The organism is Sphingopyxis sp. YR583 (assembly GCF_900108295.1).
In the GTDB taxonomy this organism is placed as follows: domain Bacteria; phylum Pseudomonadota; class Alphaproteobacteria; order Sphingomonadales; family Sphingomonadaceae; genus Sphingopyxis.
Genome location: NZ_FNWK01000001.1, coordinates 1,055,705 through 1,071,570, shown reverse-complemented (window position 1 = coordinate 1,071,570; position 15,866 = coordinate 1,055,705). Strand labels below are relative to the sequence as shown.

Sequence of the window (15,866 nt, the reverse complement as noted above, 5' to 3'; positions counted from 1 at the left end):
CGAAAAATGGTCTGCATGGCAGCGCACCCGGATACCGCGGACGGCTATCGCGGAGACTAGGGTTTCGTTGTTATTTTCTCCGGACGCCAGTCGCGCATCGGTGGCGTGCGCGGGCAGGATCATCGTCGATATGCGTGTTTTCGGAATTCGAAGGTGCCAGACTCGGCAAGACGCGCCGCGCGGCCGCGGTTCGGAATTATCCAATAGCGCCGTCGCCGACAATCAGGACGGAAAGAGGCGCAGCGTGCGCGCCGAAGCGCTTTGCCTGCAACAGATGTCCGCTCGTTTCGAATCCGGCGGGAGGGCCGCTAGTCCCCAACCGGCCATTTCGTCGTTCCCGCGCGTGGCGCTTCCTGAAATTATCGCTGTTTGAGAATTCGGACCGTTTGCTCGCGCATCGCGAACTTCTGGACCTTGCCGGTGACGGTCATCGGGAACTCGTCGACAAAGAGGATATGGCGCGGGATTTTGAAGTGCGCGATGCGGCCGCGGCAGTGCATGCGAACAGCGTCTTCGTTAAGGCGCGCGCCGGCGCGCTGGACGATCCAGACGCACATCTCCTCGCCATATTTTTCGTCGGGAATGCCAACTCCCTGGACATCCACGATATCGGGGTGGGTGAGCAAAAACTCCTCGATTTCGCGCGGGTAGATATTCTCTCCGCCGCGGATGACCATGTCCTTGATTCTGCCGACGATCCGGCAGTAGCCAGCCTCGTCGATGGTCGCGAGGTCGCCGGTGTGCATCCAGCCATCCTCGTCGATGGCTTCGGCCGTCCGATCCTTGTCGTCCCAATAACCGAGCATCACCGAGTAACCGCGCGTGCACAGCTCGCCGGTCGCGCCGCGCGGGACGATATTGCCGCCGAGATCGACGAGCTTGACCTCGAGGTGCGGCTGGACGCGGCCGACGGTCGAGACGCGCAGATCGAGCGGATCATCGGTGTCGCTCTGGAAACTCACCGGGCTCGTCTCGGTCATGCCATAGGCGATCGTCACCTCGTTCATATGCATGCGATCGATGACCTCACGCATCACGGCCATCGGGCAGGGCGACCCCGCCATGATGCCGGTACGCAACGACGACAGGTCGAACTGGTCGAAATCGGGATGCTGGAGCGCCGCGATGAACATCGTCGGCACCCCGTAGAGCGCGGTGCAGTGCTCGGTCTCGATGGTCGCAAGCACGGCCTCGGGATCGAAAGCTTCGGCGGGATAGACCATCGCCGCGCCGTGGACCACGCAGGCAAGATTGCCCATCACCATTCCAAAGCAATGGTAGAGCGGCACCGGGATACAGATGCGGTCATTTGAGGTGAGCCCGATCCGCGCGCCGACGAAAGCGCCGTTGTTGAGGATATTGCGGTGCGACAGCGTTGCACCCTTCGGGAAGCCCGTGGTGCCGCTGGTAAACTGGATGTTGACCGGCATCGCGGGGTCGAGGCGAATATCGTCGAGAATCCCGACGTTGTCGCTTTTGAGCGACGAGAAGGCGAGGCATCCCGCATATTCGCCTTCGCCAAGCACCGCGACGAGACGGAGATCGGGGAGCCGCTGGGCACGAAGCATGCCTGGCATGGCGGTGACGAGCTCGGGCGCAAGTTCGCGTAGCATCGCGACATAGTCGCTGCTCTTGTGCGAGGGGGCGAGGATCAGCGCCGCGCAACCCACCTTGTTGAGCGCATAGTCGAGTTCGGCCACACGGTAGGCCGGATTGATATTGACGAGGATGAGGCCCGCCTTCGCGGTCGCGAACTGGACGATCACCCACTCGGCGCAATTCGGCGCCCATATGCCGACCCGGTCGCCGGGCTTCAGGCCGCGTTCGAGCAGGCCGGCGGCAACCGCGTCGACCTGTGCCTTGAGCTCGCGCCAGGTCCAGCGGACATTCTGGTGCCTGACGACAAGCGCTTCGCCTTCGGGCTGGCGAGCAACGCTGGCATCGAAACAGTCGCCGATCGTCAATTCGAGGAGGTCGGGGTCTTCCACCCCGCGCACGAAACTGTCGGTCATGTTCTTGCTGTTACAAACCTTCGTCACGCATCAGCCTCCGCGCGCCACGTTGATCACGGACAATTGCGTATATTCGGCAAGTCCCTCCTCGGACTGCTCGACGCCGAGGCCTGACGACTTGACCCCGGCCATCGGGATATGCGGCCCGATGGCGATGTGCTGGTTGACCCAGACCGAACCGCTTTCGATCCGGTCGGCAACCGCAAGTGCGCGATCGACGTCGCGCGACCACACCGAGGCGCCGAGACCGTAAGGGGACGCATTGGCGCGTGCGACGACATCGTCGATGTCCGAATAACGGATGACGGGGAGGATCGGACCGAATTGTTCCTCGTCGACGATCTGGTCGCCATCGGTGACATCGCGAACGATCGTCGGGCGCAGGAAGTATCCGGCGCGGACCATGACCTCGCCGCCGGCCACCACCGTTCCGTCCGCGCGCGCGCGCTCGAGAAAGGCCTTGACCTTCTCATATTGCGCCTTGTTCTGGATCGGCCCGATCTGCGCGCCCTGTGCCAGTCCGTCGTCCACCACCGCAGCTTCCGCGAGGCGCGCGAGTTCATCGCACATCGCATCGTAAATGCTGTCGTGGACATAGGCGCGCTTGATCGCGAGGCAGACCTGTCCGCAGTTCAGAAAGGCGGCATTGAAGATGTTCTGCGCGGTCTCGCGTACATCGACATCGTCGAGGACAATCCCCGGGTCGTTGCCACCGAGTTCGAGGGTCAGCCGCTTGAGCCCGGAGGCGGCGTTCGCCATGATTTTCTTGCCGGTCGCGGTCGAACCGGTGAAGCCGATCTTGGCGATGCGTGAGTCTGCGGTGAGAAATCCGCCAAGATCATTGTCGTCGGCGATGATGTTGACCACCCCAGCCGGAAAGATGTCGCGGCAGAGTTCGCCGAGCATCAGCGCCGTGACCGGCGTCGTCGGCGCGGGCTTCAGGACGATCGTATTGCCCGCGATCACCGCCGGTCCAATTTTCCAGCAGGCCATCAGCAACGGAAAATTCCAGGCAATGATGCCGGCGACGACGCCGAGCGGCTTGCGGCGCACCCGGATCAGTCCGCTCGCGTCGTCCTGGATCGTGCGCTCGGCGATCTCGAGCGTCGCATAATGGCGAAGATAGCCTTCTGCCCACGCGATCTCGCCCTGAGCTTCGGCGAGCGGCTTGCCTTGTTCCTGTGTGAGCGCGCGCGCCAGCTTCTCGGCGTTGGTCACGATAGCGTCGGCCAGTCGAATGACGTGAGCTTGCCGCTCTGCCATCGGGACCTCGGCCCAGGAAGGGAAGGCGATCTCCGCCGCCTCGATCGCTTCGCCCGCCTGCCGCTCGGAGGCGCGTGCGACGGTGGCGAACACCTCCTCGGTTGCGGGGTTGATCACGTCCATCGCGTGGTCGCCGTCAACCAGATGGCCGCCGATCAGCATCTTGTAATCAGGCATCTCTCTCTCCGATCAGAATTTGGTGCCCACGGTCACGCCGTAGGTTCGCGGTGATCCAACATGGTTATAGTCGAAGCCGAAGCCCGCGAGCAGGTCGACGCGTGAGGTGAAATAGAATTTGTTGGCGAGGTTCTTGCCCCATAGCGACGCCGTCCAGCGTCCGTCGTCCGACACCCAGTCGATATGCCCCGAAAGCAGTAGGTAGCTCTTCTGGCGGAGGCGAGGGATGTTGAGCACTTCGAAATACTGGTTCGACGAGTAGGCGAGGTCGCCGTGCAGGCTGAGCTTGCCGCTGCCGCCGTCGATCACCGTCGCATCGAAACCGCCGGAGAAAGTCAGCTTCGGCGCGTTCGAAAGCCGGTTGCCGCTGACATCGACGCCGCTGACCGTGCCGCGATTGATCTTGGTGTCGAGCAGGCCAAGCCCGCCGCGCAGTGTCAGCATGTCGCTGGCGCGAACGGTCAGTTCGGCCTCACCGCCGAGGATACGCGAACGCGGAATGTTGAGCAGCGTTTGCGCTGCGGTCGCAGGATCGACGTTGATGAACTGCTGGTTGCTGTAAGTGTAATGAAAGGCCGCCATGTTGAGGGTGACGCGGCGGTCGGCAAACTGGCTTTTTACCCCGAGTTCGAATGCGTCGATTTTCTCTGCCTTCGCAACCGAAAGTTCCGAAGGGTCGAAGAAGGCCTGCGCGTTGAAGCTTGGCGCGCGATAGCCGCGGCTGTAGTTGCCGTAGAGCATCACATCGGCGTTGACCTTGTAGTCGGCGCCGATCTTGCCCGACAGATTTTCCGTGCTGTAATCGAGCCGCGACGGCGGGATCAGGTTCATCACCAGCACTTCGTTGGGGCCGAAGGCATTGGCCTCGAAATCGCTCTGGACACCCTTGTCATGCGTGAAACGGATGCCGCCGCGCAGCGTGAGCGCGTCGGTGGCCTCGAAGCTCATGTCCGAATAGAGCGCATAGCTCTTTTTAACCTGGTCGAAGCTGTTCCGGAACAGGCAGCCCAAGGGAAAGCCGACTGCACAATCACCGTCGGTGACGCCGGGCAGGCCATCGGAATCAATGTCTTTTCCGATCTCGAAAGTTGTCTGATTATAGACCTTCTCGCGGTTGAAATAGGCGCCAAGAATGAAGTTGAACGGGCCGCCGAAGTCGCTTGTGAGGCGCAGATCCTGCGCGAATTGCGTCGCGCGGTCGACGTAGGGAATCTCGAGCAGTTCGCTCGCTGTCCCGTCGGTATCCTCATAAAAGCTGAGCCGGCCCTTGTCCCAGGAGGTGACGCTGGTGACGGCGAGGGTGTCGCTGACATCGAAACTGCCCGTCAGCGATACCGACCATGTGCGCGCACGGCGGCGGTCGGTGACATTCGCCTCGATCTGGCGGCGGCTTAGGCCGGGACGATTTACCGCTTCGGGCTGGGCATAGATGCCGTAGTTGCGCGGGTTCTGGTAGCTTGTCGAGGCGCGCAGGACGAAGCGCGCGCTGTCGCTGGGTTCGAAAAGCAGACTGCCGCGTATGCCATATTCACGCACGCTCGCGAGGTCGGGTTCGCCCGGCAGCTGGTTCTTGAACCAGCCGTCGGCGCGCGCAAAGGTGAAGGCGACGCGCGCCGCCAAGGTTTCACCGAGCGGCACGTTCAGCGCGCCATTGGCCTCATAGCGATCGTAATTGCCGTAGCCTAGGTTGAGATAGCCTTCGGTGCCGCCGAGTTCCGGCGTCCGGCTGATCAGGTTGACCGCACCGCCGGTGGTGTTCTTGCCATAGAGCGTGCCCTGCGGGCCGCGCAGCACCTCGACGCGCTCGAGATCGTACATTGCGACGCCCAGGAATGCGAAATTGCCTTTGTAGACTTCGTCATAATAGGTCGCGACGGGGCTCGCCTGGTTGAGACTATAGTCCGACATCGAGACCCCGCGCAGCGCGAATATCGGGGTATTGTCTCCGACGGTCGAGGTAAGCTGTAGGTTGACGATCCTGCCCGCGAGTTCGTCCGCGCTCATGACGCGCGACTTTTCGAGCGCCTCTCCGCCGATCGCGCTGACAGCGATGGGAACGTCCTGCAGCCGCTCGGAGCGCTTCTGCGCCGTGACGACGATATCGGTGCCGTCGCTCGTCTCCGCGGCAGCAGGCTTGGCGGTCGTTTCGGACGTTTGCTGGGCGAGCGCCGGCGCCGAGACACCGGCGAGCAGCAGCGCGAGCGCCGAGCAGGTCAGACGACGCATTTTTCCATTGCGCATTCGATATACTCCCCTGTTCCCACTATTATTAGTGCTGTTTCTCCGACATGCGCGCGACCATGTTCGCGCGGACTGTGGCCGCTTCCGCGCGCAGCGGCTTCAGGCGCAGCCTCCCGACCTCGGCGGCCGAATAGGGTGTGAAGTCGGGCGGAATATTCGTGGGGTCGAACCGGACGAGCGACCAGTTGATCACCTCGGCAAGATCGGCGTCGGACAGAGCGGCGGTGGCGACGCCCGGAACACGCACCAGATACTCGCGGCCCCCCGGCACCTGGAGGAACCGCGCGACATATCCGGCCATCGTCGGCGTCGTCGTGGAGGAGCCGGTCGCGTCGGCGCGGTGGCAGCCCTGGCACGACAAGATCCAGTTCTGCCGCGCGCGCGCCGGGTTGGCGACGCCCGCTATCGGCTCGGATTGGCTGCCCTCGGATGGGACCGTGGCCACCCCGGTCGCCAGTATCAGCGCAGGGGCGGCAAGCCATTTCATTTGCCGGCGGCACCCGGTTGCAGCTTGGCGACTGCCGCGGGCGAAAGCGATGCGCCGCCGACGCGATATCCCGCGATTTCCTTCGCCGTGAACGCCTTTGCGTTCGACCCGCGCACGACGTGGTTGAGCACCGCAGCTACCTGCGTGTCGTTGAGACCCGCCTGCGCGGGCATCGTCCCGCGATAGACTTTTCCGGCGACCGTGATCGGTCCCGACACGCCGCGGATCACGACGAGGGCAAGATAGCGCCGACCGGCGGCGGTCGCTGCGAGCGCGCGGACATCGGCTTTCAGCGGTGGAAAGGCGCCGGGAACACCCGCACCATCGGCGAGGTGGCAAGCGGCGCAGCGCTTGTAGATCGTCGCGCCGTCCTGCGCGGTTGCCGGTGCCTGCGCCCCGAGGGCTGCGAGACCGAGCAGCATCGCCAGCCGCCGCATCATTGCTGCTCCAGCGCGACGCCGAGGATCACCGCGGTCGAGCAATTGTAGACCGAGCTCGACGTTCCGAGGCACCAGTTGATGTCGTTGTTCGCCTGCGGGCGGACCATCGGCCGGTCGCGTTCGTTGCGGTTGCAGAGGCAGCGTCCGCAGGATGATTTGCCGCAGCAGTCGTTGTAGCTGACGATATAGGAGCGATTGTCGGCGGGGTTAAGGCAGGTCCCGATCCAGGTGATCGGCGACATCTCGGTGCCCGGCGGACAGCTGCTTGCCGTGCCGCCGCAGCAGCTGCAGAGGAATCCGTCGATCGCGCAATAGCGCCAATAGTCGCATTGCGTCTGGTCGCCGGGGTCCTGCGGATTGCCGGTCGTCTGCGGCGCGACCTTGTCGCCGCCATGACCATGGGTCTGCGCTTGTGCCCGCGATACCGGCAGCACGGGAAAAGCCGCGGCGCCGGTGATCGCGCCGCCGATCAAGGTCAGCAAGCTTCTCCGCGAGGTCGCGCGCGCGACCTGTCGTGTCAGCTTCTCCGAAAATTTGTCGAGACCCGACATATCGTCCCTTTCATGGTGTTTTTCGGGCGTTCAGCCGCGCGCGAGATAATCCTGAATCGAAGCTACGCGGCGTTCCTTGGCCTCGAACAGGCTTTCGAGATGCTCGCGATTGTTGACGAGGCCGAGCGAGGCGATGTTGCCTGCCTCGTCGATCAGCACCGCATAGGGGAGCTTCGAGACGCCGAGCGACCGGCCCAGGTCCTCGGACAGCACATAGTCGAAGCCTGCCAGACCCTCGGACATCACCAGCCGGCGGTGCGCCGCCGTATCGCCGTCGCTCGCGAGCACGACATCGAGCCATGAGCGCTCAGCGGCGCTTGCTGACCGGACCACGGGGAGAAGCGTTTTGCACACCGGACAGTCGGGCGAGAGAAAGAAGATGAGCTGGCCGCGGCGCTGTCGTTTGCCGCCGATCGCGACCTCCTTGCCCTCGAGCGACCGTAGCGTCAGTTCGGGCGCCTTGTCCCCGACAATGACCCTTTGATGCAAGGTGAGCGCGCCGGCCGGCGCGATGCGCTCGTGCAGGACGCCGACCTGCCGCGCGAGCGCCGCGACAAGGACGCAGAGCACCGCAATGGCGATCCACAGCAGGATTTGCGAGGTGAGAAAAAATCCGGTCATCGGGCGACACTCCTGCGAGTGGAAGGAAGATTGGCAATTTCGCCCGCGGCGAAGAGCAGTGCGACAAAGGCGAGAGCGGCGAGGATCGACTGGATATCGACGCCGCCGCCAATTGTAGGTGAGAAGGCGAGGGCAAGTGCGGCCGCGGCGAGTGCGCCAGCCCGGCCGATGGCGAAGCGGCCGATCCCGTGCCGCGGCTTGCCGAAATCGCAGCCGCAGTCGATCATCGCGTCACCCCGCCGCCGTGCCGCAGACAGGGCCATCGCATAGAGCGCCCACAAGAGTGCGCCGAGCAGCGCACCGCCAGTGCGCGATGCGGGGAAGCACAGCGCCAACGCTGCCGCCGCCTCGATTGCGGCCGCCGCCATCGTCACCGGCATCGCGACGACCGGGTTCAGCCGCAACAGGCTGGCGGTTGCCTGCGTCAGCCTTGTGCGCTGCGCGAGCTTATGCACCGCCGAGGTCGCGAGCATCGCCGCGAGGAACAGCGCGAGAACTGGGAAAACCGCGGACATCAACGAACCGCCGTCATCGTCATCGGGTCGTGCGCGACGTTCACGATCGTGCGGACGAATGTGCCGCTGGCGGCATCATAGACGTCGAGCGAGCCATCCGGGCGCGAAGCGACCAGCAGCGGCTTGTCCTGCTGCGTTGCCTCGATCGACACGCTATGGTTCTTGAGCGCGATGCGGCGAACAAGCGATTTCGCCTTCGGATCGATGACCCAGGCTTCGGTGCCGCCATCCTTGTGCGAGCCTTCGCCGCCCTTCGGATTCATGAGAACGTAAAGCAGGCCGGCCCGGTCGGCCGAGATGACCTGCCAACCGCCGGGGCGCCATGCGGGCTCGCCACCTGCCTGGTTCGGAATTGCGAAGCCGCCCAGATCCTTTGCCGCGGCCCCCGCGAAGTCGATGGCGCGCAGATTGCCCTTGAAGCTCACGAACCAGCCGGTGCGCCCGACCATCGCCGGGGTCATGAAAAGTGGATCGTCATCGATATCGTTAAAAGCCTCGCTCGTGACCGCGGGGCCTGGTTTTCCGGCCGCATCAAGCGCGATGCTGGTTATCGTGCCATCGGCGCAGAGCGAGGCGAAGCCGCGGGGACCGGTCGGGTAGATGAGTGAGCACCCCGGAAGGTCGACGTCGGACAGAATTTTCCGGCTAACGAGATCGACGACGGTTACAGAAGATCCGGGAGTGAAGTTGAAGACGAGCGCCCATTTCTCGCCGTTGGTGAACTGGAGGCTGTTGCGCTGCGTGACGAACAAGCCGCGCTTGCCGCCGGGAAGGATGATCTCGTCCTTCGGCGCGAGGGTCTTCGGATCCCAGACGGTTATGACATCGGTTCGCTCGCCGCGCGTCAACCGCGAGTAAAATGTCTCGCCGACATAAATCTCGCCGCGGCTCGACGAGGGGAGGATGTTGCCGAACTGGGCGACCGGAATCTGTCCGACGAGATTGTGGTTCTCTTTCGCAACGTCAACGATCGCTACCCGGCCGTCGGGCAGACTGTTGAAATGCAGGTCGTGTACGAACACCCAGCTATCGGGATAGCGAGCCGGCAGTTCGGTGACAGTTGGAACAGCCTCTTCGGGGAGCGGCTGGGGAAAATCGGCGGCATCGGCAGCGCCGGCCGCGATCAGCGCCATCGCAAAAAGCGCCAAATGTTCAACGCGCGCCATCCCGATCTCCCTTTGACCCGTTGCCGGCTTCCGGCCTCTGGTGTTAAAAATTATGCAGATGACTAAAGTTAGTCAAGTGCGTAAAGTCGGGCGCTTGTCCGATTGGACTGAGTTGGCTAGGCGGGAGCAGGAGGCCATTCGAAATTGTCCAATTTTATCGTTCCGGACCTGAAGATTACGCCGCGGATCGGCGGCTACGCGCGCGGTCAGGATGGCTTCGAGCAGATCTTGCGTTCGGCGCTTTCGCTTCTTGTCGACCATGGTGCGTCAGCGTTGACGTTGCGCCGGATCGCCACCGAGTCGGGGATGAACGTCGGTAGCCTCAACTATTATTTCAAATCGAAGGAAGAGCTGATTCGCGAGCTGCTGAACGCAGTGATCAGCAGCTACGAGGAGGCCTTCGATGAAATCATCCACGAGCCGGGTGCAAGCGCCGAAGCCCGGCTCGAGAATCTCGTCGCACTCATACTCGACGACATCACCACGAAGAAGACAACGCGTTTCTTCCCCGAGCTATGGGCGATGTCGAACCACGACAGCTTCGTCACCGAGAGGATGAACGAGCTTTATGAGCGCGCTCGCGTCTCGCTCAACGAGCTCGTCGCGGAGATCAACCCGGGTCTCTCCGCCGAGGCGCGGGAAATCCTTGCGCTCTTCATGTCGGCATCGATGGAGGGAATGACCCTGTTCGCCGGATACGAGAAGCCCTGGGTCGCCAAGATGCCGCTCATTCAGCTCTTGGCGAGAAAATCCTTTGTTGAACTGGCGAGGACTTTGCGTACTGAAGATCTCATGACGAGCTAGGCATCTTGCCGCAGTCTCCCGGTTTTGCCGACTTGATAAGATCCAGAAAGCCCCGGCACGCCGCATCTTGCAACTGCGGCATCCGGTCCTGCCAGAGTTTGCCATAGCCCGCGAAGACGGCAATGCCTTCGACGGAGGACAGGATGAGCGCGGCCAATATCGTCCGATCTTCTGCCTCGAGGGTGGGATTGAGCTCGCCGATGATCAATATGAAACGCTCATGCTCGCGAAGATAGAGTTCGTCGATACACTGCTTCGCGAACGGGTCATGGTTCGCCAGTGACCAAAGTTCCGGGAAAATGTAGCTGGTCTGCCGCGTCGTCCCGTCGCGCAGGATGAAGGTCACGAGATCGATAAATCTTTGCTCGGGGTCGCTGCCGGCCTGCACGGTCGCGCTGCTGATGGCGTCCTCATAGCTGCGCGAGATTGCTTGAAGGAGCGCGCGGACGAGATCGTCCTTCGACTTAAAATAATAGCTGATGTTGCCGGCCTTCATGCCGCATTCCTTGGCGATCCGGCGCAGCGTCATATCCTTATAGCCATGCTCGACGAGCACCGACAGCGCAGTCTTGAGGATCAGCTCGAACCCTTCTTGGCCCCTCGCATAGCCACGTTCGCGAGGAACAAACCTCAGGATCGAGAAATCGAGATCAGGCAATTTTGAACCTTCCTGCATCAACGCGAACAGCCGCCCAAGGTCTTATGCGGCAGATGAGGCGAAGTCACGCGAACTGGCGGCCGTGCCTCACAACCGCGCGCAGCCGGATCAAAACTTGACAGATGTCAAAAATATTTCGAGATGGCTTCGTCGCCGGGGATAGCCCCCGTGGCAGAGCGCGAGAGGAGCCAATCCATGTCGGATAAATCAAGCGAAGCAGGGGGAAGCGCCGAGGACGGGACGCTGAAGGTCAGACCTATCGATCTTGCCGCACCGATTGCCTGCGAAGCGAAGGTTGCTGGCCCGGGTGAACCCTTTGTGCGCGGCGGCGTGCACAGCGTTCACACAAGCGAGGATGGCGCGATGACCGTCGGCATCTGGCAGGGCACACCAGGTACAGTCACGCTGACTGACTATCCTAGCGACGAACTCTGGTACATCCTCTCCGGCACGATAGAATTTGCCGACAAGGGAGAGGGCGCGCTCAAATTCAGTGCGGGAGAGTCTTTCCTGTTGCCGCGGGGATTTTCGGGTAATGCCAGCATCAGCGGCGAGTTTCGCAAGCTCTTTGCGATGTCGCCGGCACTGCGGCGCTGAGGGGCGAGCAAAGCGTGCCGTCGGCGCTGTAGGGGCAGAAGTCGGGGAGGATTGAATGGGTCATGAGCTCTCCATTCACCAAGCGCTCCGGCGCGCGGTGTTATTGCGCGGCGAGGGCGTGGCGATCATCGACGGCGCCAAAAATTTTAGCTGGTGCACCTTCGCCGAACGCTGCGCGCGGCTTGCGGGCGCGCTCCATTCCATGGGGGTCTGCCCCGGCGCGCGTGTCGCCTTGCTTGCCCTCAATTCGCATCGCTCGCTCGAAGCTTTCTTCGGCGTTATTCACGCGGGAGCAGCCATCGTTCCGCTCAACCACCGGCTATCGAAGCCCGAGCTCGAGGCGCAGCTCGCAGATAGCCGGCCCGATGCGATCATACTTGGCGATGACTATCTTAGCTATGCGGACAGCTTTGCCGAGATCTGCGGCCGTTCGCGCCTGATACACGCCGGGGACGGCTCCGCGCCGATTGGGCTGCGGTCGTTCGACACGCTGGTCGCCGAGTTCGATCCCGTCGCAGCGGCAGAGGAAGGCGGCGATACACTTGCTTGTCTCCTCTATACGAGCGGCACGACGAGCGCCGCCAAGGGTGTCATGCTCAGCCATGCTAACCTCATCGCGAATAGTCTGAACACGATACCGGAGCTGGGTCTTGGTCGGGACACGGTCCATCTCCACCACGGGCCGCTCTTTCACGTCGCCTCCGCCGCGAGACTTTTTTCGGTGACGCAGGCCGCCGGAACCCATGTCGTTCTGCCGCGCTTCGTCGCCGCCGACGTGATCGCCGAAATCGAGCGCGCGCGTGTCACGCACGCGACATTCGTTCCGACCATGTTTCGGGCGATGCTGGATGAGCCCAGTCTCGCGACCAGCGATTTGGGCTCGCTCCGCATGATCTCATACGGGTCCGCGCCGATGCCCGAACCCTTGCTCGACGAGATGATGGCGGCACTTCCGCAGCTTCGCTTTCTCCAATCCTACGGAATGACCGAACTTTCGCCGGTCGCGACTATCCTCGGATGGCGCGACCATCTTGCTGAAGCTCGCGGCAGCGGCCGGCTGCGATCGGCCGGGCGTCCCGTTCTTTCGTGTGAGGTGATCGCCGCGGACCCCGAAGGACGGCCGCTACCTCCGGGAGAGACGGGCGAGATATTGGTTCGCGGTCCCAATGTGATGCTTGGCTACTGGGACCGTCCCGAGGCGACTGCGGAGGCGCTGCGAGATGGCTGGATGCATAGCGGCGACGCCGGGTACCTCGATGACGAAGGATATCTGTTCATCGTTGACCGCCTGAAGGACATGATCATCTCGGGCGGGGAGAATATTTATTCGCAGGAAGTCGAGAATATACTGGCGGCGCATCCTGCCGTCGCCGAGTGCGCGGTGTTCGGGCGTCCGCATCCGCACTGGGGCGAGGCGGTGCACGCCGTGGTCCGGCTTCGCCAAGACGCTGCCGTGACCGAAGCGGAACTGATCGCCTTTTGCCGCGAGCGGATCGCGCACTATAAATGCCCTCGATCGATCGAGACGCGCGCCGCGCCGATGCCGCTTAGCGGTGCCAACAAGATCCTGAAGTCCAGGCTTCGTGAGCAGTTGCTCACCCGCGACGCCGCGGCGCCGGCCTAGAGACAACCATTCCCTGCGGAAGAAAATCCCCGGCGCGCGCTGTCGAGGCCAAGCGCCGGGGCAGTCGGAGGAGAGTGTCGGCCGGGACGGAAGGGAACTGGCCGCCCCGGCATTCGAATTCCTCTTCTAGAAGCGTCCGTTGATGCTCACCCCGAAGGTTCGCGGCGGTGAATAACCGCTGAGCGTGTTGTCGAGGAACGAGACCGGGTTGCGCCGCACCACGCGAAACTGGTCGAGCACATTCTGGACGAAGAAGGTGATTCCGTAGCGCTCGTCGGCGTCCTGCAACGTCAGGCGGAGATTGAGGTTGAAGAAGTCGTCCGTCTTGCTGTCCGGCGTGAGCTGCGGCGCCTTCACCCCGTTTCCGGTCCAGTAATAGTTGCCCTGGACATAGTTGAAGTCGGCCTGCGGCGAGATCAGCGCCTTCGTTCCGATCGGCAGATCGAGTTTGACGAGGCCGTTGACGGTCCAGCTACCGGTACCCGGTACGATGTTGCCTGACCGGTCGATCGGCCCCGTACCCGTCGGCTCGATGAAGCGTTTATACTTGCCTTTCTGCCAGCCGGCACCGAGCTTTGCGGTCATGATGTCGATCGGACGTGCAGTGGCCTCGAGCTCGAACCCGTAGAACTCCACCTTGTCCGCGCTGCTGAGGAACTCGCGCGCGAACTGATCGACGACCTTCTGATGATAATTGTCGACATCATAGTAGAAGGCCGCGAAGTTCGTCTGGATACGCCGGTCGGCGAGCGTCAGCTTGACGCCAGTTTCGTAAGCGAGAACGGTCTCGGGCCCGATCGAATTGGCCTCCGAGATGTCCACGAGCGCCGCGGTATTGAAGGCGCCACTCTTTACCCCGCGCGACAGGCTTGCATAAAGCAAGGTGTCTGGCGACGGTTGATAGTCGAGTGCGAGCCGTCCGCTCCAGTTCGTCCAGTCGCGCTTTTGCTGCGAACGCTCGAGGCCCGACAGGTCGGTGACGTCCGAGAATTTCGGATGGAGCGGATCGATGGCGGCGGGATTGACGAAGGTCGTCGCACCATCATAATTTGCAAAACTGAGGTCGAGGGAGCGCTTGTCCCAGGAGACGCGCCCGCCAATGGTCAGCTTCAGCTTGTCGTTGAACTTGTAATCCCATTGCGAAAAAAGTGCGGCAGACGAAAGATTCTGCTTATAGATGCTGTAGGTGAGAAAGGCGGCCGGATCGGTGCCGAAATAGCCGAACGCGCCCGAATCGTCGCCGGCGTAGAACCAGATGCTGCCGTCGAGCTTTTCTTTCAGATAATAGGCGCCGATGATGAAGGAGAGCGGACCGTCGGTCTGCGACGTGATCCGCACTTCCTGTGAAAATTGCTTGCTGTGCGCAGTGCCGCCCTGGACGCCGTAAAGCGCGGTCTGCACGGGCCCGGCTCCATAGCCAAGATCGAGCAAGCCGATTTGCGTTCCATCGAAGAAATTGGTGGAGAGCCCCGACTTGATGTCGAGATAGCCGGTGATCAGGTCGAGGCCGACAGGTCCGAGATCGATATTGGCACGCGAGGAAAGCTCGCCATATTCGACATTCTCATACTGGCCGAGTTCCTGACGGATCTCGCGCTTATTCCCTAGAATTTCGCCGGTGAAGTTGTTGACGGCTTGCTCGGTCGGCCGGATCGACGGGGCGCCATCATATTTGCCATATTGCGCTTTGAGGAGGACGCTGGCGTTGGAAGCGAGGTCGATGTCGAGCAACCCGCGGACCGACCACCGATTGTCTTTCCCGATACGCTCGCCATCGTTGATGTTGACGAAGTCGCCATCGTCCCGCCGTCCGAAGAAGGCGAGGCGTCCCCTGACGCTGTCGCCGGCGATCGGTCCTCCGACCGCGAGATTGAGGGTGCGCTCGCCATGGCCCGCAAACGAGGCTGACCCCGAACCCTCGAGCGTGCTCGTCGGGCGGCGCGAGATGAACTGGATGGCGCCTGCCGACGAGTTATAGCCGAACAATGTGCCTTGCGGGCCTTTCAGCGCCTCGACCCGTTGCAAGTCGAAGAGCGCGAAACCCTGGCCCGTGACGTTGTTGATTAGGATGTCGTCGGCGTAAATTGGGACAGGCGTGTTCGACGAGGGGTTGAAGTCGGCGTTGCTCATGCCTCTTACCGAGAAGAGCGGCGCGCTGGCACCGAGCGTGTTGGTGGCGCTCATATTGGGGATTTGTTGAACGATCTGGGTGGCGTCCTGGAACCGGAAGCTCTCGATTGTATCGCCGCTAAGGACGGTGATAGCGATCGGGACGTCTTCAAGACCTTCCTCGCGGCGCTGCGCTGTCACGACGATTTCGCCTTCGTCTGTCCGTGCGCTCGTTGCGCTTTCCGCAACCTGTGCAAAGGCCGGCATTCCCACCGCTGACAGGCAGGCGGAGCCCGCGAGCATCCATGGCTTCATTCTCATCCCACATCCCCTTTGATTTGAAACATCGGATGCCGGATCGCCCGTGACGCCTGCCGACACCCAGTTCGCTCACCAATACTATGCGTATGACCAAAATTGGTCAATCGTCAAAAATACGTGGCTATATTGCTGGAATCCCGTGCATCCTGGCTTCGCGCGATGCCTTTTTTGCAACCCCGCGCTCGCGGAATGCTCCATTCGCGACTCGCATGCCTGGTATCCGCAAGCCGGATTTGAAAGTTTGACAGATGACAAAGATTGTGTTTGGATAGGCCCACTT

At 62.2% G+C, this 15,866-nt stretch carries 14 protein-coding genes; 3 read left to right on the top strand and 11 right to left on the bottom strand.

Going from position 1 to position 15,866, the window contains the following annotated elements; translation table 11 throughout:
* Positions 1-359: 359 nt before the first annotated feature.
* Genes BLW56_RS04955 through BLW56_RS04915 form a run of 9 tightly spaced genes read right to left on the bottom strand, consistent with a single transcriptional unit; the run spans position 360 to position 9,473 of the window.
* Positions 360-2,012 (bottom strand): AMP-binding protein, encoded by a 1,653-nt coding sequence (locus BLW56_RS04955; RefSeq protein WP_093509507.1) that lies wholly within the window; start codon positions 2,010-2,012, stop codon positions 360-362.
* A 30-nt stretch (positions 2,013-2,042) separates the two neighbouring features.
* Positions 2,043-3,452 carry an aldehyde dehydrogenase family protein gene (locus BLW56_RS04950; RefSeq protein WP_093509506.1) on the bottom strand — a complete coding sequence of 470 codons (1,410 nt, stop codon included), beginning with the start codon at positions 3,450-3,452 and terminating at the stop codon, positions 2,043-2,045.
* Between the two features lie 12 nt (positions 3,453-3,464).
* Positions 3,465-5,693: a TonB-dependent receptor gene (locus tag BLW56_RS04945; RefSeq protein WP_256203307.1), complete on the bottom strand. Its 2,229-nt coding sequence runs from the start codon at positions 5,691-5,693 to the stop codon at positions 3,465-3,467.
* 28 nt (positions 5,694-5,721) lie between these two features.
* Entirely contained in the window at positions 5,722-6,180 is a 459-nt protein-coding gene (locus tag BLW56_RS04940; RefSeq protein ID WP_256203306.1) for a cytochrome C, read from the bottom strand.
* On the bottom strand, positions 6,177-6,620 hold the full coding sequence (locus BLW56_RS04935; RefSeq protein ID WP_093509505.1) for a c-type cytochrome: 444 nt from the start codon (positions 6,618-6,620) through the stop codon (positions 6,177-6,179). Before BLW56_RS04935 ends, BLW56_RS04940 begins: the two co-directional genes overlap by 4 nt.
* Positions 6,617-7,171, bottom strand: coding sequence for a methylamine dehydrogenase light chain (locus BLW56_RS04930; protein ID WP_093509504.1), 555 nt, complete (start codon positions 7,169-7,171; stop codon positions 6,617-6,619). Before BLW56_RS04930 ends, BLW56_RS04935 begins: the two co-directional genes overlap by 4 nt.
* A 30-nt stretch (positions 7,172-7,201) precedes the next feature.
* Complete coding sequence (locus BLW56_RS04925) at positions 7,202-7,792, bottom strand: redoxin family protein (RefSeq protein WP_093509503.1); 591 nt, start codon at positions 7,790-7,792, stop codon at positions 7,202-7,204.
* Positions 7,789-8,307, bottom strand: coding sequence for a MauE/DoxX family redox-associated membrane protein (locus BLW56_RS04920; protein WP_093509502.1), 519 nt, complete (start codon positions 8,305-8,307; stop codon positions 7,789-7,791). Before BLW56_RS04920 ends, BLW56_RS04925 begins: the two co-directional genes overlap by 4 nt.
* Positions 8,307-9,473: an amine dehydrogenase large subunit gene (locus BLW56_RS04915; protein ID WP_256203305.1), complete on the bottom strand. Its 1,167-nt coding sequence runs from the start codon at positions 9,471-9,473 to the stop codon at positions 8,307-8,309. Before BLW56_RS04915 ends, BLW56_RS04920 begins: the two co-directional genes overlap by 1 nt.
* A 144-nt stretch (positions 9,474-9,617) precedes the next feature.
* On the opposite strand from BLW56_RS04915, the gene BLW56_RS04910 reads away from it, so the two are divergent.
* Positions 9,618-10,277, top strand: coding sequence for a TetR/AcrR family transcriptional regulator (locus BLW56_RS04910; RefSeq protein WP_093509501.1), 660 nt, complete (start codon positions 9,618-9,620; stop codon positions 10,275-10,277).
* Here BLW56_RS04910 and BLW56_RS04905 read toward each other — a convergent pair.
* Positions 10,264-10,953 (bottom strand): TetR/AcrR family transcriptional regulator, encoded by a 690-nt coding sequence (locus BLW56_RS04905; RefSeq protein WP_093509500.1) that lies wholly within the window; start codon positions 10,951-10,953, stop codon positions 10,264-10,266. The two genes, BLW56_RS04910 and BLW56_RS04905, sit on opposite strands and share 14 nt — an antisense overlap.
* Positions 10,954-11,130: 177 nt before the next feature.
* Here BLW56_RS04905 and BLW56_RS04900 point away from each other — a divergent pair, with 177 nt between their 5' ends.
* Together BLW56_RS04900 and BLW56_RS04895 are read left to right on the top strand one after the other, a co-directional pair.
* Positions 11,131-11,532: a cupin domain-containing protein gene (locus tag BLW56_RS04900; RefSeq protein ID WP_177175826.1), complete on the top strand. Its 402-nt coding sequence runs from the start codon at positions 11,131-11,133 to the stop codon at positions 11,530-11,532.
* A 55-nt stretch (positions 11,533-11,587) separates the two neighbouring features.
* On the top strand, positions 11,588-13,156 hold the full coding sequence (locus BLW56_RS04895; RefSeq protein ID WP_093509498.1) for an acyl-CoA synthetase: 1,569 nt from the start codon (positions 11,588-11,590) through the stop codon (positions 13,154-13,156).
* 126 nt (positions 13,157-13,282) lie between these two features.
* Here BLW56_RS04895 and BLW56_RS04890 read toward each other — a convergent pair whose 3' ends face one another.
* Positions 13,283-15,586: a TonB-dependent receptor gene (locus BLW56_RS04890; RefSeq protein WP_093509497.1), complete on the bottom strand. Its 2,304-nt coding sequence runs from the start codon at positions 15,584-15,586 to the stop codon at positions 13,283-13,285.
* Between the last annotated feature and the right edge of the window lie 280 nt (positions 15,587-15,866).